The 22,514-nt window shown below is 58.4% G+C and carries 22 protein-coding genes; 5 read left to right on the top strand and 17 right to left on the bottom strand.

The window, feature by feature from the left end; translation table 11 throughout:
- Positions 1-300 carry an ArsR/SmtB family transcription factor gene (locus D5067_RS11155; protein WP_119936571.1) on the top strand — a complete coding sequence of 100 codons (300 nt, stop codon included), beginning with the start codon at positions 1-3 and terminating at the stop codon, positions 298-300.
- A gap of 61 nt (positions 301-361) precedes the next feature.
- Here the strand turns inward: D5067_RS11155 and D5067_RS11150 are convergent, their stop codons facing one another.
- From D5067_RS11150 to D5067_RS11140, 3 genes are read right to left on the bottom strand one after another with little or no spacing between them, the layout of a single operon-like run.
- Positions 362-1,624 (bottom strand): glycerate kinase type-2 family protein, encoded by a 1,263-nt coding sequence (locus tag D5067_RS11150; RefSeq protein WP_119936570.1) that lies wholly within the window; start codon positions 1,622-1,624, stop codon positions 362-364.
- Between the two features lie 4 nt (positions 1,625-1,628).
- Positions 1,629-2,696, bottom strand: a complete 1,068-nt coding sequence (locus D5067_RS11145) for a tartrate dehydrogenase (protein WP_119936569.1) — start codon at positions 2,694-2,696, stop codon at positions 1,629-1,631.
- A 15-nt stretch (positions 2,697-2,711) separates the two neighbouring features.
- Positions 2,712-4,019, bottom strand: a complete 1,308-nt coding sequence (locus tag D5067_RS11140) for an MFS transporter (RefSeq protein ID WP_119936568.1) — start codon at positions 4,017-4,019, stop codon at positions 2,712-2,714.
- Between the two features lie 130 nt (positions 4,020-4,149).
- Here D5067_RS11140 and D5067_RS11135 point away from each other — a divergent pair, with 130 nt between their 5' ends.
- Positions 4,150-5,046: a LysR family transcriptional regulator gene (locus tag D5067_RS11135; protein WP_119936567.1), complete on the top strand. Its 897-nt coding sequence runs from the start codon at positions 4,150-4,152 to the stop codon at positions 5,044-5,046.
- Between the two features lie 52 nt (positions 5,047-5,098).
- Here D5067_RS11135 and pptA read toward each other — a convergent pair whose 3' ends face one another.
- From pptA to D5067_RS11085, 11 genes are all read right to left on the bottom strand, one after another.
- Positions 5,099-5,329, bottom strand: coding sequence for a tautomerase PptA (pptA, locus tag D5067_RS11130; RefSeq protein WP_039028695.1), 231 nt, complete (start codon positions 5,327-5,329; stop codon positions 5,099-5,101).
- Positions 5,330-5,366: 37 nt separating this feature from the next.
- Positions 5,367-5,984 (bottom strand): glutathione S-transferase family protein, encoded by a 618-nt coding sequence (locus D5067_RS11125; RefSeq protein ID WP_119936566.1) that lies wholly within the window; start codon positions 5,982-5,984, stop codon positions 5,367-5,369.
- A 41-nt stretch (positions 5,985-6,025) separates the two neighbouring features.
- On the bottom strand, positions 6,026-6,913 hold the full coding sequence (locus D5067_RS11120) for an ABC transporter substrate-binding protein (RefSeq protein ID WP_162497939.1): 888 nt from the start codon (positions 6,911-6,913) through the stop codon (positions 6,026-6,028).
- A 10-nt stretch (positions 6,914-6,923) separates the two neighbouring features.
- Positions 6,924-7,697, bottom strand: coding sequence for an amino acid ABC transporter ATP-binding protein (locus tag D5067_RS11115; RefSeq protein WP_119936565.1), 774 nt, complete (start codon positions 7,695-7,697; stop codon positions 6,924-6,926).
- Positions 7,681-8,607, bottom strand: a complete 927-nt coding sequence (locus tag D5067_RS11110) for an amino acid ABC transporter permease (RefSeq protein WP_119936564.1) — start codon at positions 8,605-8,607, stop codon at positions 7,681-7,683. The genes D5067_RS11115 and D5067_RS11110 overlap by 17 nt, the downstream gene beginning before the upstream one ends.
- Positions 8,608-8,616: 9 nt before the next feature.
- Positions 8,617-9,126 carry a GNAT family N-acetyltransferase gene (locus D5067_RS11105; RefSeq protein ID WP_119936563.1) on the bottom strand — a complete coding sequence of 170 codons (510 nt, stop codon included), beginning with the start codon at positions 9,124-9,126 and terminating at the stop codon, positions 8,617-8,619.
- A 9-nt stretch (positions 9,127-9,135) separates the two neighbouring features.
- Positions 9,136-10,068 (bottom strand): ABC transporter substrate-binding protein, encoded by a 933-nt coding sequence (locus D5067_RS24250; RefSeq protein ID WP_119936562.1) that lies wholly within the window; start codon positions 10,066-10,068, stop codon positions 9,136-9,138.
- A 14-nt stretch (positions 10,069-10,082) separates the two neighbouring features.
- Entirely contained in the window at positions 10,083-11,399 is a 1,317-nt protein-coding gene (locus D5067_RS24245) for an LLM class flavin-dependent oxidoreductase (RefSeq protein ID WP_119936561.1), read from the bottom strand.
- A 16-nt stretch (positions 11,400-11,415) separates the two neighbouring features.
- Positions 11,416-12,537 (bottom strand): amidohydrolase, encoded by a 1,122-nt coding sequence (locus D5067_RS11095; RefSeq protein ID WP_119936560.1) that lies wholly within the window; start codon positions 12,535-12,537, stop codon positions 11,416-11,418.
- A complete protein-coding gene (locus D5067_RS11090; protein WP_119936559.1) occupies positions 12,534-13,535 on the bottom strand; it encodes an LLM class flavin-dependent oxidoreductase in 1,002 nt (333 codons plus the stop codon). The genes D5067_RS11095 and D5067_RS11090 overlap by 4 nt, the downstream gene beginning before the upstream one ends.
- Before the next feature lie 129 nt (positions 13,536-13,664).
- Positions 13,665-14,063, bottom strand: a complete 399-nt coding sequence (locus tag D5067_RS11085; protein WP_119936558.1) for a (R)-mandelonitrile lyase — start codon at positions 14,061-14,063, stop codon at positions 13,665-13,667.
- A gap of 112 nt (positions 14,064-14,175) precedes the next feature.
- Here D5067_RS11085 and D5067_RS11080 point away from each other — a divergent pair, with 112 nt between their 5' ends.
- Positions 14,176-15,063 carry a LysR family transcriptional regulator gene (locus D5067_RS11080; RefSeq protein WP_119936557.1) on the top strand — a complete coding sequence of 296 codons (888 nt, stop codon included), beginning with the start codon at positions 14,176-14,178 and terminating at the stop codon, positions 15,061-15,063.
- 331 nt (positions 15,064-15,394) lie between these two features.
- The gene (gene ansP, locus D5067_RS11075) at positions 15,395-16,891 is read left to right on the top strand and encodes an L-asparagine permease (RefSeq protein ID WP_119936556.1); all 1,497 of its coding nucleotides are present in this window, start codon (positions 15,395-15,397) and stop codon (positions 16,889-16,891) included.
- A 91-nt stretch (positions 16,892-16,982) separates the two neighbouring features.
- Here the strand turns inward: ansP and yncE are convergent, their stop codons facing one another.
- Positions 16,983-18,044 (bottom strand): 7-bladed beta-propeller protein YncE, encoded by a 1,062-nt coding sequence (gene yncE / locus D5067_RS11070; RefSeq protein ID WP_119936555.1) that lies wholly within the window; start codon positions 18,042-18,044, stop codon positions 16,983-16,985.
- Positions 18,045-18,286: 242 nt separating this feature from the next.
- On the opposite strand from yncE, the gene pqqU reads away from it, so the two are divergent.
- Entirely contained in the window at positions 18,287-20,401 is a 2,115-nt protein-coding gene (gene pqqU, locus D5067_RS11065; RefSeq protein ID WP_119936554.1) for a TonB-dependent receptor PqqU, read from the top strand.
- Positions 20,402-20,538: 137 nt separating this feature from the next.
- Here the strand turns inward: pqqU and D5067_RS11060 are convergent, their stop codons facing one another.
- Both D5067_RS11060 and curA read right to left on the bottom strand, forming a co-directional pair.
- Positions 20,539-21,207, bottom strand: coding sequence for a GntR family transcriptional regulator (locus D5067_RS11060; RefSeq protein WP_119936553.1), 669 nt, complete (start codon positions 21,205-21,207; stop codon positions 20,539-20,541).
- A gap of 252 nt (positions 21,208-21,459) precedes the next feature.
- A complete protein-coding gene (gene curA, locus D5067_RS11055) occupies positions 21,460-22,500 on the bottom strand; it encodes an NADPH-dependent curcumin/dihydrocurcumin reductase (RefSeq protein WP_119936552.1) in 1,041 nt (346 codons plus the stop codon).
- Positions 22,501-22,514: the final 14 nt, after the last annotated feature.

The raw sequence follows: 22,514 nt of genomic DNA, 5'->3' as shown, positions 1-22,514 counted from the left end.
ATGATCCCAAACCACCCGGAACCTGAACAAATACTGCTGGAAAATGTGCTGTTTGCCCTCGGCAACCCGCTCCGGCTCTCGATTATCCGCAGGCTGGCCGACGGCAGTGAACTGAGCTGCAACGCGCTACGCCCGGAGGACGTGGTGAAGTCCACCATGACCCACCACTGGCGCGTGCTGCGCGACAGCGGCGTGATCTGGCAGCGCCCTCAGGGGCGAGAGAACTTAATCTCTTTACGAAGAGAGGATCTGGACGCCCGCTTTCCGGGGCTGATGGAAATTTTACTGCAGGCGAGATAGCGGGATAATAAGAAGAGATCGCGTAAGCCGGACATCCGCCGCCGTCCGGCTTAATTTCACGTTAAAGCACAATGACCGCCCGAATATCGTTCACGTTGGTGAGGGTCGGGCCGGTGATCACCAGATCTCCGCTCGAAGCAAAATAGCTGTAGCTGTCATGCGCCGCGAGCGTCGCCTTCGCATCAAGCGTTGAGCGCGAAAGGGTTTCCGGGGTCACAATTGCCCCTGCAGCATCCTCCGTCCCGTCTATGCCATCGCTGTCGCCCGCGATGGCGTAAACCCCCTCCTCGCCTTTCAAGGCGCAGGCCAGCGAGAGTAAAAACTCCGTATTCCGCCCCCCGCGTCCTGCGCCGGCAGCGCCTATTGTCACCGTGGTTTCCCCGCCGCTCAACAGCACCGCAGGGCCTTTTACCGGTACGCCGTGCCGTTTGATGGACCTTGCAATCCCGGCCATCATTATCCCCAGCTGCGCGCTTTCGCCTTCCAGCGCATCGCCCAGGATCAGCGGCGTGTAGCCCATTTTCTCGGCCACCGACGCTGCGGCGGCTAACGCGCCCGAGGGCGTTGCGATCAATCTGACATCCTGAGTAATTTCCGCAGGCGTAACGGGCTTACGCGGCGTGTTCAATACACGCAGCACGTTCTCAGGCAGCTCAAGACCGTAACGATGAATAATATCCTGGGCTTCTTGCGGGGTGGAGGTGTCGGCTACCGTCGGTCCAGAGGCAATGCTCTGCGGATCGTCACCCGGCACATCGCTGATGATGAGCGTAATCACCCGCGCCGGAAGCGCCGCCAGCGCCAGACGACCGCCTTTGATATCGGAGAGCTGCTTACGAACGGTATTCATCTCCTGAATCGTCGCCCCGCTTTTCAGCAGTGCTTTATTCACCGCCTGTTTGTCCGCAAGCGTGATGCCCTGGCGCGGTAAGGCCATCAGCGACGACCCACCGCCGGAGATCAGGGCGATGACACAGTCCTCGGCGCTGAGGTTTTTCACCTGCTCCATCATCAGCATTGACGCTACTTCGCTCATGGCATCCGAGACGGGATGCGCGGCTTCGACGACGCGGATCCTGCGCGTGGGCACCGCGTGACCGTAACGCGTGACAACCACGCCCTGCATCTCCACCTCGGGCCAGGCGGCTTCCAGCGCGGCAGCCATAGCGGCACTGGCCTTCCCGGCGCCTACCACGATACAGCGCCCCTGGGGTTTCTCGGGTAACGCACTTATCAGGGCTTCATAAGGATCGGCACTTTTCACTGCCGCCATGAAGATTTCAGTAAGCGCCCCTCTCAGGGCGCTGTCGGATGTCTGAGCCATAGGCTTAACCTTCACGGATGGCGCGGATCACCGCCTGGGTAACCTCCCGCGTGTTGGCCGTGCCGCCTACGTCCGGCGTCATAATGCCCTGGGCGCAGACGGCTTCAACGGCGCTCATCAAACGAGCGGCGGCATCCGCCTCCCCCAGATGTTCCAGCATTTGCGCCGCCGTCCAGAAGCTGGCGACCGGGTTAGCGATGCCCTTACCGGTGATATCAAACGCCGAACCGTGGATAGGCTCGAACATCGAGGGGAATCGACGCTCGGGATCGATATTGGCGGTAGGCGCTACGCCCAGGCTTCCGGCCAGCGCCCCCGCCAGATCCGAGAGGATATCCGCATGCAGGTTCGTTGCCACTATGGTATCCAGCGATTCCGGGTGCAGCGTCATGCGAACGGTCATGGCATCTACCAGCATCTTATCCCAGCGGACGTCCGGGAACTCACGGGCCACTTCGGCAGCGATTTCATCCCACATCACCATTCCGTGACGCTGGGCGTTGGACTTGGTGACGACGGTTAACAGCTTACGCGGGCGCGTCTGCGCCAGGCGGAACGCATAGCGCATAATGCGCGTTACCCCGGTGCGGGTAAAAATGGCCACTTCGGTGCCGACCTCTTCCGGCAGCCCACGGTGCGCACGGCCCCCATTACCGGAATATTCCCCTTCTGAGTTCTCGCGAACAATCACCCAGTCCAGCGTGCCCGGCACGGCCTTGCGCAGCGGAGACTGAATGCCCGGCAAAATTTTGGTCGGGCGTACGTTGGCATACTGGTCGAAGCCCTGACAGATTGGCAAACGCAGGCCCCAGAGCGTGATGTGATCCGGCACGTCCGGGGCGCCTACCGCGCCAAAATAGATGGCATCAAAGGCTTTAAGCTGTTCAAGCCCGTCTTCCGGCATCATGACGCCGTGACTTTTGTAGTAATCCGAGCCCCACTCGAAGGTATGAACCGAGAAGCGCATATTTCCCTGACGTTCAGCCAGCGCATGAAGCACTTCAACGCCTGCGTTAATGACTTCCGGGCCAATACCGTCGGCCGGGATAGCGGCGATTGCGTAATCTTTCATGTGTCTATTCCTTAATTAATGTTTTGGATGAACTAATGTGCCGTTGATCTGGACTTTACGGGCAGATGCCGACAGCCACAGCACAACGAGAGAAGAGAGAATCAACAGCCCGGCGACAAACCACAGGCCCCACGCGTAGCTCCCGGTCTGCTGCTTAATGAGGCCGATCGCAAACGGCCCAACAAATCCACCGAGGTTGCCCAGCGAGTTAATGGTGGCGATGCCCGCAGCGGCGGCCCCACCCGAAAGAAACAGCGTTGGCATACTCCACAGCGGCGGCTTAGAGGCGCTTATCCCACAGTTAACGAGGGTCAGCGCAAGGATCACGCCCAGGAGGCTGACCGCGCTCCCGGCCATAAACAGCCCCACCGCAGCCAGTAAACACGCGCCAATGACGTGCCAGGAACGCTCGCCCGTTTTGTCAGAGTGCCGCGCCCACAGCACCATCGCACAGACCGCGAGTACCGCAGGAATTGCGTTCAGCAGCCCAACCGTCATTGATGAGACGCCCAGGTTTTTGATGATCTGCGGCGACCAAATCCCCAGCGTATAGAGCCCGGCGGAGGTGCCAAAGTAGACCAGCGACAGTGCCAGCACGCGTTTATCGAACAGCCCTTTCCAGATGCTGTGCTGCGCCGTGGCCTGCTTCGCCGCGTTCTCGCGCGCCAGCGTGCCGGTCAGCCAGCCGCGTTCTTCTTCGCTCAACCATTTCGCTTTTTCAGGGCGGTCGGTCAGCCAGAAGAGCACCATCACGCCGAGGATCACCGCCGGCACGGCTTCAAGAACGAACATCCACTGCCACCCGGCAAAGCCCATCAGTCCGTGCATTTCCAGCAGCGCAGCGGAAACCGGTGAACCGAGCGCCGTGGAGATGGGCGCCGCCGCCATAAAGATGGCTGTCACCTGCGCACGCTTTTGTGAAGGAAACCAGTAGCTTAAATAAAGAATGATCCCCGGGAAAAAACCGGCCTCCGCCACCCCGAGAAGAAAACGCAGGGTGTAGAAGCTGGTGGTGCCCTGAACGAAGGCCATCCCGCCGGAGACCAGCCCCCAGGTAATCATTACCCTGGCGATCCAGATACGCGCCCCGACCTTATGCAGAATCAGGTTTGACGGCACTTCAAACAGGAAATAGCCGAGAAAAAAGATCCCGGCGCCGAAACCAAATACGGCGGGAGAAAAACCTAAGTCTTCGTTCATGGTGAGCGCCGCGAAACCAATGTTGACGCGGTCAAGGAAGGCGATGAAGTACAACAGCATGATGAAGGGTACGATGCGCAAGGTTATCTTGCGCATGACCCGTTGTTCGATTGTGCAGGTCATGAGAGGTGTTCCTTATAATTTTATATGTAGGGTTCGCAGTCGTGCTGCTCAGTTGAGTATGCGGATTTTTCTTGCAGGATCATGCGCTACGGTTTATACAAAAAAATGCAATAATCGAGGGCGGTGAAAAATGGAACTTCAGCATTTACGTTGTTTTCTGGCGGTGGCCGAAACGCTGCATTTTGGCGAGGCAGCCCATCGGCTGGATATGCTGCCATCGGCGCTCGGCAGAAATATACGTCTTTTAGAAGAGGCACTTGGCACACGGCTCTTTACGCGTTCAACGCGCCGCGTGGCGTTAACCGAGAACGGGATCCTGCTGCGTGAAGAGGCGCGAAAGCTGCTCGCGCATGCGGATGCGATTATGTTGCAATTTCGTCAAAATCCGCGCCGCTCACAGCCGCTTTTGCGGGTAGGAACCATCGACAGCGCGGCGATCGGGTTATTGCCAGGTTTACTGCAGCTTTTCCGCCAGACCCACCCGGAAGTAGAGATCCAACTTTTTGAAGACAAGACGGTTCATCTGCTGCCAAAGCTGAAAAGCGGCAGGCTGGATCTGATTTTTATTCGGCCGCCGTCACAGCTCGATGCGCAGTTTAGCCGCCTGTTTTTATGTCATGAGCCGGGCATTCTGGCGCTTCCCGTCAGCCACCCTTTTGCCGAACGGGAATGGGTAAACATTGCCGAGCTGGAAGGTATGCCGATGATCCTGCCTGAGCGGCGGTCCCGTCCGCATAGTCATGATTTGACCATGAATCTGTTTCACAATGCGGGGATTCAGGTGACAGTGTCACAAATGGCGGATGAGAAACAGACCATTATCAACCTCGTCGCGGCGGGCATTGGCCTGGCGATCGTGCCCTCATGGAGCAGCCGTTTTCAAATGGCAGGCGTGAAGTTCGTGCGGATTACGGGGTCAGAAGCCACGGGAATGCCGCTGGAAGCGGTATGGATGCGGGAAGCAAAAGATGAAATTCGGGACGCGATGCTGGAAATGCTGGTGGCGCATTCGGAATTGTACGAGTGAATCGCCGGGCGGCGGCTTCGCCTTACCCGGCCTACAAAAACCGCGACAGCGCTTACATCGAATACCCGGGCTTCTTAATCAGCTCGTCCAGCTTCGGTCCGATCTCGGTATCCCAGACCTGCGCTTTCCAGTCGGCTTCCTGAACTTCATTCAGCGCAACGGAAATGGAGCGGTCCTTGCTGTTCAGATGGCGCGTAATCACCTCGGCAATATCCGCCGCCAGGGCGGTTTTTTGTTCGTCATTCAGATCGCGGGGAAAACATTTGATATCAACGTGTGGCATGTGCAGGCGTCCTGTTGTGTGTGAGCGTTCCACGTTATCAGATAATTTCGTTTGCCTTTAACACCTTGTGCAGTTCCGGCAGCGCGCAGACGGAATCTGCGATCGACGTAATATTGGGCGTGTTAGCGGCGAACCACTCATGACGCGGCCCCCAGGTGCGCGCGACCGCAATATAGACGTCGAGCAGGGTCAGCCGTTCGCCAAACGCAAAGGGCGAGGCCCTGAGCTGCCTGTCAAACCACAGATAAAGGGATTTTCTGTACTCGATGCAGTTTTTCTTCAGCTGTTCCGGGGCGTCCGGCGCCCAGCGCTCGGGGTAGTCAGCAAAGGTAAAGGTGGGATAGACGTTCGCCACAAACCAGATGAGCAACCGCTGAAACTGTTGGCGTTCGGCCTGGCCGACGGGAGGAGCAAGATCGGGACAGCGGTCAAGGATAATAAGCGCGATCGCAGCCGTTTCGGTCACAATCTCGCCGTTTTCCAGCGCCAGGGTGGGCACCTGACACAGCGGGTTGAGCTTTTGCAGCAGCTCGCGCCGGGGGCCGGGCTGGTCAAACCCGTCCACGTTGATAAATTGATAGGGAATCTTTGCCAGGGTCAGCATCACCTCACTGATTGCCGATCCCCAGCCGGGTACGCCATAGAGTTTATTCATGAAGCCCCCACCGGGATGAAAACCCTAAGTGTAGAGCAGCATTAATAGGTTATCCCAGGCGGGTTAACCTCCGACTGCGCCACCGCTTCGCCCTGCTCGCCCCAGCGCGCCAGCACCTTCTGGTACTCTCCGCGCCTGATTGCCCCGTCCAGCGCGGCCTGCAGCGCATAGACAAGCTCGTTGCCTTTATTGGTGGTCGTTGCGACATAGGCTTTTTTCGGGCCTAGCCCCACCACGCGCGTTTTGCCGGTCAGCGCAGCCTTATAGGCAGACACCGACTGCGGGCCAAAGAAGACGTCCGCCCTGCCGGACTGAATGTACAAATTCCCGGAAGCATCGTCTGTCAGATAAACCGGCAGCGCGGGCTCGCGTCCGGCCTTTTTATTTTCGTCGTTCCAGCCCAGCAGAATGCGTTCCTGATTGGTGCCGGAGCCGACTATCACCTTTTTACCCGCGAGGTCTTCCGCGCTTTTGATTGACTGAACGTCGCTGGTGGACTTCACCGAGAACGCCAGGGAGTCAACGCGGTAGGTTGCAAAATCAAACTTCTCCTTACGCTGCTCGGTGACGGCGATGTTCACCAGCGCCACGTCATAGCGCCCGGAGGCGATCCCCAGCGGCCAGTCCTCCCACGCCGTCGGCACCAGCTTCAGCTTTAGCCCCAGGCTGCCCGCCAGCAGTCGGGCGATATCCGGATCGCTGCCGATGCGCGTGCGATTATCGCTGGCCAGCAGCGCCAGGGGCGGCGAGTTGAGGGCCGAAATCGCCACCGTGAGCGTTCCCGGCTCAACGAACTTATAGTTCGCCGGGATCTTCGCCACCGCCTGCCGATCGAGCGTTACCGGCAGCGGCTGCTCGTTTGCTTTAACATCAATGCTCGCGTGGCCTGCCGTCGTCAGAACCAGCCCCGCCAAAAGTCCATATTTCATCTGCGCTCCTTTACAGCACTTTGGAGAGGAACTGGCGCGTTCGCGCGTGCGACGGGCGGTTCAACACCTCATCGCTGCTGCCCTGCTCTACAATTTTCCCGTCGACCATAAACACCACCTGATCCGCCACTTCGCGAGCAAAGCCGATCTCATGGGTGACCACCACCAGCGTCGTGCCCGAGCGGGCGAGTTTCTTAATGACGTCCAGCACTTCCCCGACGAGCTCCGGGTCAAGCGCGGAGGTCGGCTCGTCGAACAGCATCACGCGGGGACGCAGGGCCAGCGCGCGCGCAATCGCAATACGCTGCTGCTGCCCGCCCGAGAGGTGTCGGGACCAGGCGTCGGCTTTATCCCGCAGTCCGACAACGTCCAGCAGGCCGTAGGCGTTTTCAACAGCCTCTTTTTTGCTGAATTTCTTGTGCGCAATGGGGGCCTCAATCAGGTTTTCCAGCACCGTCAGGTGCGGGAAGAGGTTGAAGTTCTGAAACACATAGCCCACGTTGACGCGCTGTTTGAGGATCTCTTTCTCCTTCAGCTCGTAGAGTTTGTCACCCTGACGGCGGTAGCCGATGTAGTCCCCGTCGATCTGAATAAACCCTTCGTCGACGCGCTCCAGATGGTTAATGGTGCGCAGCAGCGTCGATTTGCCCGAGCCGGACGGACCGAGGATCACCGTCACGGAGCCCGGCGGGATCTCCAGCGTAACGTTATCGAGCGCCTTGTGGCGGCCGAAGAACTTACTGACGCCGGTAATGGAAATGTGTCCTTCAGGAGAGGCTTGCATGGACGGGCTCCTGCGTTTGCGTAGTGGTCACGGAACGGGCGCGGCTGGTCGCCCGGTTCTGGTTTACGGCGGAGCGGCGCTCGCTGCGGGCGAGACCGCGCTCGACAACGTGCTGAATTGCGGACAACACGGTGGTGATCGCCAGATACCAGACGGCGCCGACCATCAGGAGAGGGATCACCTCCTGCGTGCGGTTGTAGATCATCTGGATGGTGTAGAACAGCTCCGGCATCGCCAGCACGTAAACCATCGCCGTGCCTTTGGCGAGGCTGATGATTTCATTGAAGCCGGATGGCAAAATCGTGCGCAGCGCCTGCGGCAGGATGATGCGCAGCGTGCGGCGCCAGGCCGGCAGACCGAGCGCGGCGGCGGCCTCATACTGGCCGTGATCGACGCCAAGGAAGCCCCCGCGAATGATTTCGGCGGTGTAGGCGCTCTGCACCAGCGTCAGCCCCACCACGGCGGTAGAGAACTGCCCCAGCACGTTAATGGTGTCGAAGCTGCCCCAGGTGATGCCGGTAAACGGTACGCCGAGGGAGAGCGTGTCGTACAGGTAGGAGAAGTTGTAAAGGATGATCAGCACCACGATCAGCGGCAGAGAGCGGAACAGCCAGATGTAGCCCCAGGCGAGGCTGCTCAGCAGCCAGGACGAAGAGAGCCTCGCCAGCGCCAGCAGGCCGCCAATCACCACGCTCAGCGCGGTACCAATGAGCGTCAGCAGCAGCGTCTGCCCTACGCCCTCAAGGATCACCGGGTCAAAGAACCAGCGGGCGAACACCGCCCATTCCCAGCGCGGGTTAAACGCGACGGACTGGATCACCACGGCCAGCACAAACAGGGCAGCCGCGGCGCCGACGGCGCGCAGCGGGTAGCGTGCCGGGACCACCTTAATGGTTTCAACGTTGCTCATCGTCGTTCCTCATGCGGTTTTACTGTACGCTTCGCGCACCAGCGTTTTTGTGAAGCGCAGCCGACCATCGAACGGCGGCTGGCTGTACTCTTCCGGATCGCGGTTGAGATCGAACTGCGCCTGATACCCCTGGCTGAGATAGAGCTTCACCGCTTCCGGCTGGCGGAAGCCCGTGGTCAGGTAAATCTGGCTGTAGCCCGCCAGCACCGCCCTGCGCTCCAGCTCCTGCACCACGCGGCCCGCGAGCCCCTGCTGACGCAGGGTTTTATCGGTCCAGATGCGTTTGATTTCCGCGGTGCGATCGTCAAAGGGCTTGTACGCGCCGGTCGCGATGATCCTCCCGTCGCGCTCCAGGACGATGAACAGCCCCTGCGGCGCCAGGTACCACTCGGTGAGTTCCACTTCCGCATCTTTGGAAAAGTAGTCCCCGTAGCGCGCGGCGTACTCACCGAACAGCCCTTCTATAACGGGCTGAAGTTCGGCGTCCTCCGGCGAAACGTCACGAAATTGTTCGCGCATAGCGCCTCCTTAGTCGCCCAGGCCCGCAGGGTTCACTTCCGAATTCGGGATACGCTCAACGCCTTCCCCCCAGCGGTTCAGCACCTTGTCGTAGTCACCGTTCTTAATTACGCCGTTCAGCGCGGTTTGCACCGGCTCAACCAGCCCGCCGCCTTTTTTCAGCGTCACCGCAATGTGCGCCGCCTTCGGCCAGCCGCCGTCGACGCTGCCGACCAGTTTGGTTTTACCGTTGAGCGCGGCTTTCCATGCGCCAATCACGTTCGGACCAAAGTAGGCATCCGCGCGTCCTGACTGGAGCGCCAGCGTTTGGGCCGCGTCGTCTTTGGTATAGACCGGAGTAAAGGGTTTCAGCCCCTTCTTCAGGTTTTCAGCATTCCACGCCAGCAGGATGGCCTCCTGATTGGTGCCTGAGCCGACGATAATGCGCAGCCCGGCGATGTCTTCTGCCTTTTCAAGCGTCTTGATTGGGCTGGTCGACTTCACGTAGAAGCCAAGGGAATCCTTGCGATAGGTCGCGAAGTCAAACTTCTCCTTGCGCTCTTTGGTGACGGTGATGTTGCTGATGGCCGCATCGTATTTCCCGGAGGCCACGCCCAGCGGCCAGTCCTCCCACGAGGTTGGCACCACGTTCAGCTCCAGCCCGAGGCTGTCGGCGACCAGGCGAGCGACGTCGACTTCACTCCCGAGCAGCGTTTTGTTGTCGTCGGAAAATACCGTCAGCGGCGGCTGGTTCAGCCCCGCCACCGCAACGGTAAACTTGCCCGGCACGGCAAAACGGTAGTCTTTCGGCAGCTGCGCGACCGCGTAGTTATTTTTGGCGGTATTGACCGGCGTTTTGTTGGCCTCGATGCTCACGCCGGTGCCGTTAATGTTCACGTTCTCTGCCCAGACGGCAGGGGTAAAGGCCAGCGCGAGCGCCAGAACAAGCGATGTTTTCTGCATAGCGGGGTTCTCTTTTATTGTTGTGTGAACTGATTTTTGGGTTCGTCCAGACCTAAGCTTTCGCGCAGCGTGGTGCCGGGGTACTCGGTGCGGAACAGGCCGCGAGCCTGTAAAACGGGCACAACCCGATCGACAAAGCGCGGGAAGGTGTCCGGCGTACCGCCCTGAATAATGAAGCCATCCGCCGCGTAGCCTTCAAACCAGGCCTGCAGCCCGTCCGCCACCTGCTCCGGCGTGCCGGAAAAGCGCGGGCGCGGTGAGGCCGCCTCCAGCGCCACCTGACGCAGGGTTAAGCCGCGTTCGACGGCATTGCGTTTAATTTCATCCGTGGTGCTGCGAAAGCTGTTTTTGCCTAAGTCGCCGACGTCCGGGAAAGGCTCGTCGAGGGGATATTGGCTGAAATCGTGATGCTCAAAATAACGCCCGAGGTAGTTCAGGGCATCCTGAATCGACACCAGCGCCGCCGTGGCTTGATACTGGTTTTCCACATCGTCGGCATCGTTGCCCACAATCACGCTGACGCCCTGGAAAATGTGTAAATCTGACGCGCGGCGGCCGTTGGCTTCCAGCTGCTGTTTTACATCCTGATAAAACGCTTTGGCTTCATCGAACGTTTCGTGATGGGTAAAAATGGCATCCGCGTGTTTCGCGGCCAGCTTTTTCCCGTCGTCCGACGCGCCGGCCTGGAAAACAATCGGGCGCCCCTGCGGCGTGCGGCCAATATTCAGCGGCCCGGCAACCTGAAAGAAGTCTCCGTGGTGATCCAGGGTATGCAGTTTCGCCGGGTCAAAAAACTGGCCGCTCTCTTTATTTCGCACAAAGGCATCGCCCTCCCATGAGTCCCAGAGCCCTTTTACGACGTCGAGATACTCATCGGCAATACGGTAGCGCAGCGCGTGTTCGGGATGTTTTTCGCGTGAAAAATTCTTTGCCGAACCTTCCAGCGGCGACGTCACCACGTTCCATCCCGCGCGTCCGTTGCTCAGGTGATCGAGGCTGGCGAACTGGCGCGCCACGGTGAACGGCTCGCTGTAGGACGTTGATAAGGTTCCAACCAGCCCCAGACGTGAGGTAATACTGGCCAGCGCGGACAATACAGTTAGCGGCTCGAAACGGTTTAAAAAATGCGGGATCGATTTTTCATTAATATAGAGGCCATCGGCGACGAATAAGAAATCGAGTTTGCCCTCTTCCGCTTTTAACGCCGTCTCTTTAACGAAATTAAAATTAATACTGGCATCCGCGGCGGCCGCAGGATGGCGCCAGGCAGACATGTTCCCGGAAGCACCATGCAAAATGGTTCCCAGCCGCAGTTGTCGGGTTGCAGACATATTCACCTCTTATGAATTAAACGTGTTGCAGGGCTTTTTCCGCAAGCTGTGCAAAATAGCGGGCGGCGGGCTCAATCAGCGCTTCATCTGGATTAAATGCCGGATGATGCAAACCATACGGGCTGGCGCTGCCGATGCTGACAAACGCGCCCGGGATCTGCTGTAAATAGACGGCGAAATCTTCCCCGCCCATATGCAGCTCGGCATGCTGCGTTTCGTAGCCCGACTCGCGGGCAACCGAGGTGGCAAATTCTGCCCAGCGCTCATCGTTCACCAGCGCGGTCGGTCCGGCATACCAGATAATGTCGATCTGCGCGCTAAAGGCGCTGGCAAACCCGGCGGCGATTTCACCGACGCGCGCTTTCACATTCTGCTGCACTTCCGTGCGGTGCGTGCGCAGCGTGCCTTCCAGCTCGACGCTCTCTGGCAGCACGTTCCAGGTATTCCCCCCTGCGATACGCGTGACGCTGAGCACGACCGAATCAAGCGTGTTGACGTTGCGGCTGGCAACGCTTTGCAGCGCCGTCACCAGCTGGCTTGCCAGCACGATGGCATCATTCCCTTCGTGAGGACGCGCGGCATGCGCACCTTTGCCGGTAATGCGGATCACGAAGCGGTCAACGTTGGCATAGAACGGACCCCCGCGCGTGGCGAACTCGCCGACCGGCAGGCCCGGCTCGTTGTGCATGCCAAATATGGCGCTGACGTCGCGCAGCGCACCGGCACGCACCATGCTTTTGGCGCCGCCGAAGTTCTCTTCGGCAGGCTGGAACAGGATGCGCACGCGCCCGTTAAGCTGGTCCTCACGCTCTTTCAGCTTCAAGGCCGCGCCGAGGATCACGCTGGTGTGGATATCGTGCCCGCAGGCATGCATCACGCCCTCTCGCTGGGAGGTAAACGGCACGCCGCTGCGCTCTTCGATCGGCAGAGCATCAATATCGGCCCGCAGCGCAATCAGCTTGCTGCCGGTGCCAATTTCCGCCACCAGCCCGGTCGACAGGTCGTAAGGCAGCGGAGTAATACCGGCGTTCGTCAGCCACTGACGCAGGCGCGCGGTGGTTTCGACTTCCTGACCCGACAGCTCGGGGTTCTGATGCAGTTCGCGCCGCCAGGCAATCAGCTGTTCACCAAAGCTCATACGGTAACCTCCCTGTTAAGACGCGCCTCGGCGAGCAGACGCAGCGACGCGACGCGCGTTGCCCCCTCCGCGACCGGCGTGTCGATGATAAATTCGTCAATGCCCCACTGCTGATGCAGACCGTTGAGCCGATCCAGCACCGACTCTGCAGTACCTGCCAGCAGGGACTGCGCCCGGCGGGCAATGCGGACCGGTTCACTCCCCGCCTGACGCGCAAAGGCGTAGGCCTGTTCTTCACTGGCGACGGTGACGCGCTGGCCGTTTGCCAGCTCAACGCCCCAGACTTCTACCTTCTCCGCTAATGCCTCGGCCTCGTGCTGCGTCGGGGCAATAATTGCCTGTACCGCCACAATCACCTCGCGGGCACTGTGTTTACGCCAGGTCGTGACGACATCGCGCAGAAGATCGGGATCGCCGTTCAGATGGGCGGCAAAGACAAAGTTCCAGTCGAGCGACGCCGCCAGCAGCGCGCTTTCGGTGCTGGCGCCCAACAGGAACCCTTGCGCGGGGACCGGCGGCAGCGGCGTGGCGCGAACGGCCTCTTCTGCAGTCTGATTTTCAGGACGGATCCAGCCGTCAAGCTGCGCCAGCTGTTCAGCAAAGCTGCCCTTTTCCTGCGCGTTCAGGGCCTGCTGCAGCGCGCGGGTTGAGAGCGGCAGGCCGCCCGGTGCTTTCCCGACGCCAAGATCCACGCGCCCCGGCGCAAGCGCGGCCAGGACGTTAAAATTTTCGGCGACTTTATACGGACTGTAGTGTTGAAGCATGACGCCGCCAGAGCCGACGCGGATGCGCTTTGTTTGCCCGAGGATCCAGGCAATCAGCAGTTCCGGTGAAGGGCTGGCCAGCTGAGGGGTATTGTGGTGTTCGGCAATCCAGAAGCGGTGATAACCAAGTGTTTCCGCCTGCTGCGCCAGCGTTAAGGTACGTGCCAGCGCATCGGCGGCCGTTTCGTGTTCTGCGACGGGGCTTTTATCCAGAATGCTGATTCGCCAGGACATGTTGCGTTCTCGTTTGACTTAACATGTCGTCATTATTAAAGGCGAATTTCACCTCTGAGAAACAATTAATTTACATTTGGATTGCCGGAAATCAGAAATGGATAACCCTGCTAACGGTGTCGCATAAGGCTAGACTTTCGGGTACTGTGCGTCGGTCACTTTCTCCAGCCACTCTACCGGGCTGCCGTTCACCGCTTCGGCGATGGCAATATGCGTCATCGCGGTTTGCGCACACGCACCGTGCCAGTGCTTAACGCCCGGTGGGATCCACGCGATGTCGCCCTGGTTCAGCGGCTCTGCCTCTTTGCCCCACTCCTGCAGCCAGCCGCGCCCCTGGGTGACGATCAGCGTTTGCCCAAGCGGGTGGGTGTGCCAGGCGGTACGCGCGCCGGGCTCAAAGGTGACCGTCGCCCCACCCACCTTTGCCGGCTCCGTCGCCTGGAATGGCGCATCAATACGTACCGTGCCGGTAAACCAGGCCTCGGGCCCCTGAATCGATGGTAATGAACCGCTACGAATAATTTTCATGCTGTACTCCTCGTTGGCTGTTTCGCTAACAGTAGCGCAAAGGTGGCGTGAGCATTAGACTGCATAATCAGAAAGGAACCATGAACACAATTCATAAATGAGGTAAACCGCGATGCTTAAGGACAATTTTAACGATTTACTCTCTTTTATGGTTGTCGCACGCGAGCGCAGTTTCACCCGCGCGGCGGCGCAGTTGGGGGTTTCACAATCGGCATTAAGCCACGCGATGCGTAACCTCGAAGCGCGGCTGGACGTTCGACTGTTGACCCGCACCACCCGCAGCGTTGCCCCAACCGAAGCCGGCGAACGGCTCTTTGTGCGCCTGAGCCCGCATCTGCTGGAGATTGAGCAGGAGCTGACCGCCCTTCGCGACACGCGTGATACGCCCGCCGGGAATATCCGCATCACCGCCGGCGAACATGCGATGACCTCCGTCCTCTGGCCGGTGCTGAAACCCTTTATGGCGCAGTATCCTGACATCAACGTTGAGGTCACCGTGGATAACGGCCTGACGGACATCGTGGATGGGCGATTCGACGCGGGAGTACGTCTGGGTGAGCAGGTGGCGAAGGATATGATAGCGGTGCGGATCGCGCCGGATATGCGCATGGCCGTCGTGGGCTCGGCGGCCTATCTCGCCCGTTTCGGCGTTCCGGAAACGCCGGAGCAGCTCGACGCGCACCGCTGCATCAACATGCGCCTGCCCACGCGCGGGGGAGTGTATGCCTGGGAGTTTGCACGCGACGGACGCGAGATCCGCGTGCGGGTCGAGGGGCAGCTGACGCTTAACAGCCTGCCGCAGCGCATTGATGCCGCTGAGAACGGGCTGGGGTTAGCCTACGTGCCGGAAGACACCATTCTGGACGCCCTCGCTGACGGACGCTTAGTCCGGGTACTGGACGCCTGGTGCCCGGCCTTTGAGGGTTATCATTTGTATTATCCAAGCCGTCGGCAGCACACTACCGCTTTCACACTGCTGATGGAGGCACTGCGAGAATAGCGGGCTGTACCACTTTGTAACTATTAAGCATATCTGATGATTAAATCCCCTGTTCACTGACCGCATTGTCTAAAAAATCGCCACGATTCAGCGCGTTGTGAGCCTCGTCTGCTCTGACCACACGATTTCCTTCGACATGTATCACCTTCGGCACGCTTATATTTTGCGTCACTTATCAATTGCGGGTAGGATGCCACGCCATGTTTCACCTTATCCATACGCAGAATGACTGGAAAGGTGACATGTGCCTGCGCGGAAGCAATCGTTTGTTTCGCTCTCTGCCAGGCAGGACTATCACGTTAATGGTTCAGACAGGCAAACAGGTAACTTAATGAAAACAAGCAATAAAAGCGCAGCCGATCATCACGCTGCGAAACGTCGCTGGTTGAACTCTCATGAAGAGGGCTACCACAAAGCGATGGGCAACCGTCAGGTTCAAATGATCGCCATCGGCGGCGCTATCGGTACAGGTCTGTTTTTAGGGGCTGGCGCGCGTCTCCAGATGGCAGGCCCCGCCCTGGCACTGGTCTATCTGGTGTGCGGGATTTTCTCCTTCTTTATTCTCCGTGCGTTGGGCGAACTGGTACTGCACCGCCCTTCAAGCGGCAGCTTTGTCTCCTATGCCCGTGAGTTCCTCGGCGAAAAAGCGGCCTACGTTGCGGGCTGGATGTATTTCGTTAACTGGGCGATGACCGGTATCGTCGATATCACCGCCGTTGCGCTGTACATGCACTACTGGGGCGCGTTCGGCGATGTGCCGCAGTGGGTCTTTGCCCTCGGCGCGCTGGCGATTGTCGGCACCATGAACATGATCGGCGTGAAGTGGTTCGCTGAGATGGAGTTCTGGTTTGCGCTGGTGAAAGTGCTGGCGATCGTGATTTTCCTGGTGGTGGGTACGGTATTCCTCGGCAGCGGTAAACCGCTGGACGGCAATGCCACGGGCTTCCACCTGATAACCGATAACGGCGGCTTCTTCCCGCACGGCCTGCTGCCTGCGCTGGTGCTGGTTCAGGGCGTGGTGTTTGCCTTTGCCTCCATCGAACTGGTGGGGACGGCGGCCGGCGAATGTAAGGATCCGCAGACGATGGTGCCAAAAGCCATCAACAGCGTGATCTGGCGTATCGGCCTGTTCTATGTGGGTTCCGTGGTGCTGCTGGTACTGCTTCTGCCGTGGAACGCCTATCAGGCGGGTCAAAGCCCGTTTGTGACCTTCTTCTCTAAGCTGGGCGTGCCTTACGTAGGCAGCATTATGAACATCGTGGTGCTGACGGCGGCGCTCTCAAGCCTGAACTCTGGCCTGTATTCTACTGGCCGTATTCTGCGCTCGATGTCGATGGGTGGCTCTGCGCCGAAGTTCATGTCGAAGATGAGCAAGCAGCAGGTACCTTACGCGGGCATTCTTGCGACGCTGGTCGTATACGTGTTTGGCGTGTTCCTTAACTACCTGGTTCCGTCTCAGGTATTTGAGATCGTACTGAACGTTGCCGCGCTGGGCATTATCGCCTCCTGGGCGTTTATCGTGGTGTGCCAGATGCGCCTGCGCAAAGCGATCAAAGAAGGAAAAGCCGCTGACGTTAGCTTCAAAATGCCGGGCGCGCCCGTCACCTCATGGCTCACCCTGCTGTTCCTGTTCAGCGTGCTGGTGCTGATGGCGTTCGACTATCCGAACGGCACTTACACCATTGCGACCATTCCGCTGCTGGCCGTGCTGCTGATTGCAGGCTGGTTTGGCGTGCGTAAACGCGTTAACGAAATTCACAGCACCGCGCCGGTTCATCCTGATGATGAAAAACCGGGCCGCCCGCTGGTTGAAGAGACGTCGCGTTAATAAAAAAGCCGGGCGGCGGCTACGCCTTACCCGGCTATAGTTCGAAGTTTTCCAGGCCCGGTAAGCGCAGCGCCGCCGGGCAATTCCAACCTTACAGCGCGATACGAATGACGTCGTCAGGCTGAGTGGCTTCCTGCTGGCGAGTCGACTTCTGTTTCACCGTCACGTACAGGGTTTTACCGTCGGCAGACAGCGCAAGGCTGTTCGGATATACCGGCGTATCGTAGGTTTTCGTCACTTTGTAGGTTTTCGCGTCAATCACGCTCACCTTCCCTGCTTCACGGTGCGTTACGTAGGCCTCATTGCGCGCCGGGTTAAACAGCACCGCCAGCGATTCTGGCGCAGCAACTTTTGCCATCACGCTGCCGTCCTTCAGGCTCACTACCAGCACTTCAGGCTGTTTGGAATCGGTCACAAAGGCGCGCTGCCCTGCGGTATCCAGGCTCAGGTTCAGGTAGAAGTGCTCTTTCCCGTCGTCCTGCACTTTTTTGCGGCTCAGAATTTTATGGGTTGCCGTGTCAATCGTTACCAGCTCGCCGTCGGCATTAGTGGTGTACAGGCGTTTTGCCTGCGCGTCCAGCGCCAGGCCGGTGCTGAACGTACCGGTGTTGGCGATGGTGTCTTTGAGCTTCAGCGTTTTGCCATCAATCACCCAAATCACGCTCTCTTTGCCGATACCCGTAATGTAAACCGTGTTGGTGGTGTCATCTGCCACCAGCTGGCGCGGCTGAAGCGGTTTGACCGTTTCGCTGCGCTTACGATCGTCCAGCACCAGGCGCCCTTTCACATCGCCCGTTTTCGCGTCAATCGCGGTCACCGCGCTGCTGGTGGTGTTACCAAACCACAGCGTCTGGGTGGCGTTATCAATCGTCGCGCCGAACGGCTTGAGATCGTTATGAATGACCTGCGTCACGTCCAGCGTGACCGGATCCAGACGGTAAACAATGCCGCCCTTATCGGTTTTACGGCTTTGCGACGTCGCAACCCACAGCGCATTCTCCTGCTGGCTCAGGGCCATTTCATAGGCGCCTTTACCTACCGCTTTGCGCAGCATCTCTTCGGCAGCATGAACCTGGAACGATCCGGCGAACAGTAAAGAGCCTAACAGCAGAGAACCACGCAGGCGCGGCGAGCACAGATGACGTAAAGACATAACAATTCCTTTTTATAAGAGGTGTGTACTGCTGACATCGCTTCCATCCGGCAGCGTCATGGCATTGCCGTTATTTGAATGAGAATAGTAATCATTAATCCGATGAATGTGGAGTTTTTCTTTCCTCTCGGCCCTTTCATTAACGCAATGTGCGGTTATAGTTTTCAAAACATTTACAAAAGATTTAACATGCATGCACATGTTCCATTTGGTTCGTTACCATTCCACAACCGGTTTTATTCATGAAAATCATTTCTGCCCGTAAGGCGACGCTTCCGCTGCTGCTGGTTCCCGTTACTTTTGCCCCCTTCATCGCAATGGGCGCAGAGGAACAGACCATGATCGTCAGCGCCACACCGCAAACCGTTTCGGAGCTTGATACGCCAGCGGCGGTCAGCGTGGTGAATGGCGATGATATGCGCCAGGCTGCACCGCGTATCAACCTGTCTGAATCCCTTGGCGGCGTGCCCGGCCTGCAAATTCAGAACCGCCAGAACTATGCCCAGGACCTGCAGCTTTCCATGCGTGGATTTGGCGCGCGCTCTACCTTCGGGGTGCGCGGTATTCGCATGTACGTTGACGGCATTCCGGCCACCATGCCGGATGGTCAGGGCCAGACCTCAAACATCGACCTCAGCAGCATCGACAGCGTCGAAGTGCTGCGCGGGCCGTTCTCTGCCCTCTACGGTAACGCCTCGGGCGGTGTGATTAACATCAACACCCAAACCGGGCAACAGCCGCCGACCATTGAAGCCAGCAGCTACTATGGCAGCTACGGAACCTGGCGCTACGGGATGAAAGCCACCGGCGCGATGGGCGATGGTACCCATGCAGGCGATGTGGACTACACCGTCTCCACCACCCGCTTCACCACAAAAGGCTACCGCGATCACAGCGGCGCGCGTAAAAACCTCGCCAACGCGAAGCTGGGGGTGCGCATTGATGATGCCAGCAAGCTGACGCTGATCTTCAACAGCGTGGACATGAAGGCCAACGATCCGGGCGGGCTGGACTATCAGGAGTGGCGGGACAATCCGCGCCAGTCTCCGCGCGGCGATCAGTACAACACGCGCAAGACCATCAAGCAGACCCAGGCGGGGCTGCGCTATGACCGTCAGCTCGGCGAGCAGGACGACCTGAGCGTGATGATGTACGCCGGCGAGCGTGAAATGACGCAGTATCAGTCCATTCCGTATCAGCCGCAGCTGAAGCCAACCCACTCCGGCGGTGTGATCGACATGCAGCGGCATTATCAGGGCATTGATACCCGCTGGACGCACCGCGGTGAACTTCTGGTGCCGGTTACCTTTACCACCGGCCTGAATTACGAAAACATGAGCGAAGATCGTCGCGGATATGAGAACTTCGCGATGAACAACGGCGTGCCGGAGTACGGCGTCAAGGGGGACAAACGCCGCAACGAACGCAATCTGATGTGGAACGTCGACCCGTATCTGCAAACCCGCTGGCAGCTCACGCAAAAGCTGTCCGTTGATGCTGGCGTTCGTTACAGCTCCGTCTGGTTTGACTCCAACGACCATTACGTTACGCCGGGCAACGGCGATGACAGCGGCGACGCGAGCTACCACAAGTGGCTTCCTGCAGGTTCTGTGAAATACGCGGTAACTGACGCATGGAATCTCTACGCGGCGGCGGGACGTGGTTTTGAAACGCCAACCATCAACGAACTCTCCTACCGTTCAGACGATAAAGGCGGACTGAATATTGGCCTGAAGCCGTCCACCAACAATACTTATGAAGTGGGTAGCAAAACGCGCGTCGGCAACGGCCTGCTGACGGCAGCGCTGTTCCGCACCGACACCGACGATGAGATCGTGACCGACGCGAGTTCGGACGGCCGCACCAGCTATAAAAACGCCGGCAAAACTCGCCGTCAGGGCGTGGAAGTTTCCCTCGATCAGCAGTTTGCTGAAAACTGGAAGCTGAAAATGGCGTGGACGTATCTGGACGCCACCTACCGCACCAACGTGTGCGGTGACGCGGACTGCAACGGCAACCGGATGCCGGGCATTGCCCGTAACATGGGTTACGCCTCGTTTGGCTGGCAGCCTGAAGAAGGCTGGTACGCGGGAACGGACGTGCGCTACATGAGCGATATCATGGCGGACGATGAAAATACCGCGAAAGCACCGTCCTACACGCTGGTCGGTCTGAACACCGGGTATAAATTCAACTACGGCAGCTGGGGAATGGACGTGTTTGGTCGCGTCGATAACCTGTTCGACAAAGAGTACGTTGGTTCGGTGATTGTGAATGAATCTAACGGGCGTTATTACGAACCGGCACCTGGCCGTAACTATGGCGTAGGACTGTCGGTCTCTTATCGTTTCGAGTAACTAAAACCCGGCAGCGCAGCGCTGCCGGGAAATTAGCGACTTGCGAAAATGAAATAACGTTCCAGATATAATTTGCATTAGGGACTTTTTATTTAAAAAAGTCGAAATATACCTTTCGTGCACGCCGAAATAATCCCTCAACTAAAATATTGCCGTTGTAAAAGTATATTGGCTTCATCAATGGCTCTGTCGATCGCTTTCTGGCTGGCAGTGACGTCCCTTCGCTCCAGCGCGGACAGCAGGTCGGCGTAGTGGTAGGTTTCGGATGGGACATCCTTCAGCTCTTCCTGCAAATAATTGATGCACGGTCCGATACGCACCCAGAGCTGCTCAATCAGCGCGCTCAGCGTCGGCATTTCTGCATATTCATAGAGCGTAAAACGGAATACGCGGTTGGCATGCAGCGCCTGCTGTACGTTCCCTTTCTGCATTGCGTCATGGAAACTGTCAGACAGCGTGCGTAACGCGCTGAGTTTCGTATCCGACATATTTGCGCAGGCCGCAGCGACCGCCATCGGTTCAAGCTGCTTGCGGATAGCATTTATTTCGTTATAACGATCCAACGTGACTTCGGGCACCAGAAACGCCTGCGCGGGTGTGGCATGGAGCGCGCCTGCGGAGACCAACCGCAGCAATGCCTCCCGAACTGGCGTGATGCTGGTGCCTAATTTATCAGCAATCTCTTTGGTGATCAGCCGGGCGCCGGGTTTTAGTGAACCGGTAATTAAAGCTCCTTTCAGGCTAATCTCAACTTGCATAGTAAGACTGATTCTTTGCGCTTTTTGTAAATGATCCAAATCAAGCATGTTCTATTCCCATAACAAAAACATTATGCTTTTTTTAAGCGCCAGTTTAAAAAATGACGCGGCTTCGATATATCCTGTATCGCATGCCTGGTGGTGGGAAGTGCGTATTAAACGCCAAGTCGTACAAAGTTGTTTATTTATTGCTCGCTTACTCATCAGCGTTGACGAAGCGGTAAGCTGTGCAGGTTAATTAAAGACAATATATCGTATCTTCACAAATAAATATGGCGGGAAAAACCCGCCATAACCGTTTTAACCGTTGTCCGCTGCGACGCGTATCACGACCTTACCAAAATTTTTGCCTTCAAGAAGGCCAATGAGCGTCTCTGGCGCCTTCTCCAGCCCCTCAGTGACTTGCTCACGATAGTGGATTTTGCCTTCCTGAACCCAGCGTCCCATCTCTTCCTGGAACTCGCTGATGCGGTGTCCATAGTCCTGCCCGATGATGAACCCCTGCATGCGAATACGTTTCTTGAGGATGGTCGCCATCAGCAGCGGCAGGCGATCCGGTCCGTCCGGTAGACCTGTCGCATTGTAGCCGCTCACCAGCCCACACACCGGCACGCGCGCGGCGGTGTTCAGCAACGGCAACACGGCATCAAAGACCTTCCCGCCCACGTTTTCATAATAAACGTCAATACCCTGCGGACAGGCCGCCGCCAGCTGCGCCTCGAAATCAGCAGCGCGGTGATCCAGGCACTGGTCGAATCCCAGCACCTCGACGGCATGGCGGCATTTCTCAGCACCGCCCGCAACGCCGATAACCCGACAGCCTTTGATTTTACCGATCTGCCCCACCGTCGCGCCAACCGGCCCGGTAGCCGCAGCCACCACCAGGGTTTCACCCGCCTTCGGCTGGCCGATATCGAGCAGACCCATATACGCGGTGAAGCCCGGCATCCCCATCACGCCCAGCGCCCAGGACGGATGCGACGGGTTTTCGCCCAGCTTCACCAGGCCGCTGCCGTCTGACAGCTCATACGCCTGCCAGCCGCTGTAGCCCAGCACCCATTCGCCCGGCGTGAAATCGGGATGGTTCGACTGCTCGACGCGGCTGACCGTACCGCCCACCATCACCGCGCCAATTTCTACCGGCGGTGAATAGGAAGGCGCATCGCTCATGCGGCCGCGCATGTAAGGATCCAGCGAAAGCCAGACCGTGCGCAGCAGCACATGCCCCTCTTTGGGGGTGGGAACCGGCTGTTCTTCTAACCGAAAATTGTCTGCAGACGGCGCGCCGTGCGGGCGGGAGGCCAGCACCCAGCGACGATTTTGCGTGGTAGATTGACTCATAGATCGCTCCTGTA

Source organism: Enterobacter huaxiensis (genome assembly GCF_003594935.2).
GTDB lineage: Bacteria > Pseudomonadota > Gammaproteobacteria > Enterobacterales > Enterobacteriaceae > Enterobacter > Enterobacter huaxiensis.
This window is presented reverse-complemented; position numbering and strand designations above follow the sequence as displayed.

Excerpts from the sequence above, each read along its gene's own strand:
- D5067_RS11155 (WP_119936571.1), top strand. The coding sequence starts at position 1 with ATGATCCCAAACCACCCGGAACCTGAACAAATACTGCTGGAAAATGTG.
- D5067_RS11150 (WP_119936570.1), bottom strand. The coding sequence starts at position 1,624 with ATGGCTCAGACATCCGACAGCGCCCTGAGAGGGGCGCTTACTGAAATC.
- D5067_RS11145 (WP_119936569.1), bottom strand. The coding sequence starts at position 2,696 with ATGAAAGATTACGCAATCGCCGCTATCCCGGCCGACGGTATTGGCCCG.
- D5067_RS11140 (WP_119936568.1), bottom strand. The coding sequence starts at position 4,019 with ATGACCTGCACAATCGAACAACGGGTCATGCGCAAGATAACCTTGCGC.
- D5067_RS11135 (WP_119936567.1), top strand. The coding sequence starts at position 4,150 with ATGGAACTTCAGCATTTACGTTGTTTTCTGGCGGTGGCCGAAACGCTG.
- pptA (WP_039028695.1), bottom strand. The coding sequence starts at position 5,329 with ATGCCACACGTTGATATCAAATGTTTTCCCCGCGATCTGAATGACGAA.
- D5067_RS11125 (WP_119936566.1), bottom strand. The coding sequence starts at position 5,984 with ATGAATAAACTCTATGGCGTACCCGGCTGGGGATCGGCAATCAGTGAG.
- D5067_RS11120 (WP_162497939.1), bottom strand. The coding sequence starts at position 6,913 with ATGAAATATGGACTTTTGGCGGGGCTGGTTCTGACGACGGCAGGCCAC.
- D5067_RS11115 (WP_119936565.1), bottom strand. The coding sequence starts at position 7,697 with ATGCAAGCCTCTCCTGAAGGACACATTTCCATTACCGGCGTCAGTAAG.
- D5067_RS11110 (WP_119936564.1), bottom strand. The coding sequence starts at position 8,607 with ATGAGCAACGTTGAAACCATTAAGGTGGTCCCGGCACGCTACCCGCTG.
- D5067_RS11105 (WP_119936563.1), bottom strand. The coding sequence starts at position 9,126 with ATGCGCGAACAATTTCGTGACGTTTCGCCGGAGGACGCCGAACTTCAG.
- D5067_RS24250 (WP_119936562.1), bottom strand. The coding sequence starts at position 10,068 with ATGCAGAAAACATCGCTTGTTCTGGCGCTCGCGCTGGCCTTTACCCCT.
- D5067_RS24245 (WP_119936561.1), bottom strand. The coding sequence starts at position 11,399 with ATGTCTGCAACCCGACAACTGCGGCTGGGAACCATTTTGCATGGTGCT.
- D5067_RS11095 (WP_119936560.1), bottom strand. The coding sequence starts at position 12,537 with ATGAGCTTTGGTGAACAGCTGATTGCCTGGCGGCGCGAACTGCATCAG.
- D5067_RS11090 (WP_119936559.1), bottom strand. The coding sequence starts at position 13,535 with ATGTCCTGGCGAATCAGCATTCTGGATAAAAGCCCCGTCGCAGAACAC.
- D5067_RS11085 (WP_119936558.1), bottom strand. The coding sequence starts at position 14,063 with ATGAAAATTATTCGTAGCGGTTCATTACCATCGATTCAGGGGCCCGAG.
- D5067_RS11080 (WP_119936557.1), top strand. The coding sequence starts at position 14,176 with ATGCTTAAGGACAATTTTAACGATTTACTCTCTTTTATGGTTGTCGCA.
- ansP (WP_119936556.1), top strand. The coding sequence starts at position 15,395 with ATGAAAACAAGCAATAAAAGCGCAGCCGATCATCACGCTGCGAAACGT.
- yncE (WP_119936555.1), bottom strand. The coding sequence starts at position 18,044 with ATGTCTTTACGTCATCTGTGCTCGCCGCGCCTGCGTGGTTCTCTGCTG.
- pqqU (WP_119936554.1), top strand. The coding sequence starts at position 18,287 with ATGAAAATCATTTCTGCCCGTAAGGCGACGCTTCCGCTGCTGCTGGTT.
- D5067_RS11060 (WP_119936553.1), bottom strand. The coding sequence starts at position 21,207 with ATGCTTGATTTGGATCATTTACAAAAAGCGCAAAGAATCAGTCTTACT.
- curA (WP_119936552.1), bottom strand. The coding sequence starts at position 22,500 with ATGAGTCAATCTACCACGCAAAATCGTCGCTGGGTGCTGGCCTCCCGC.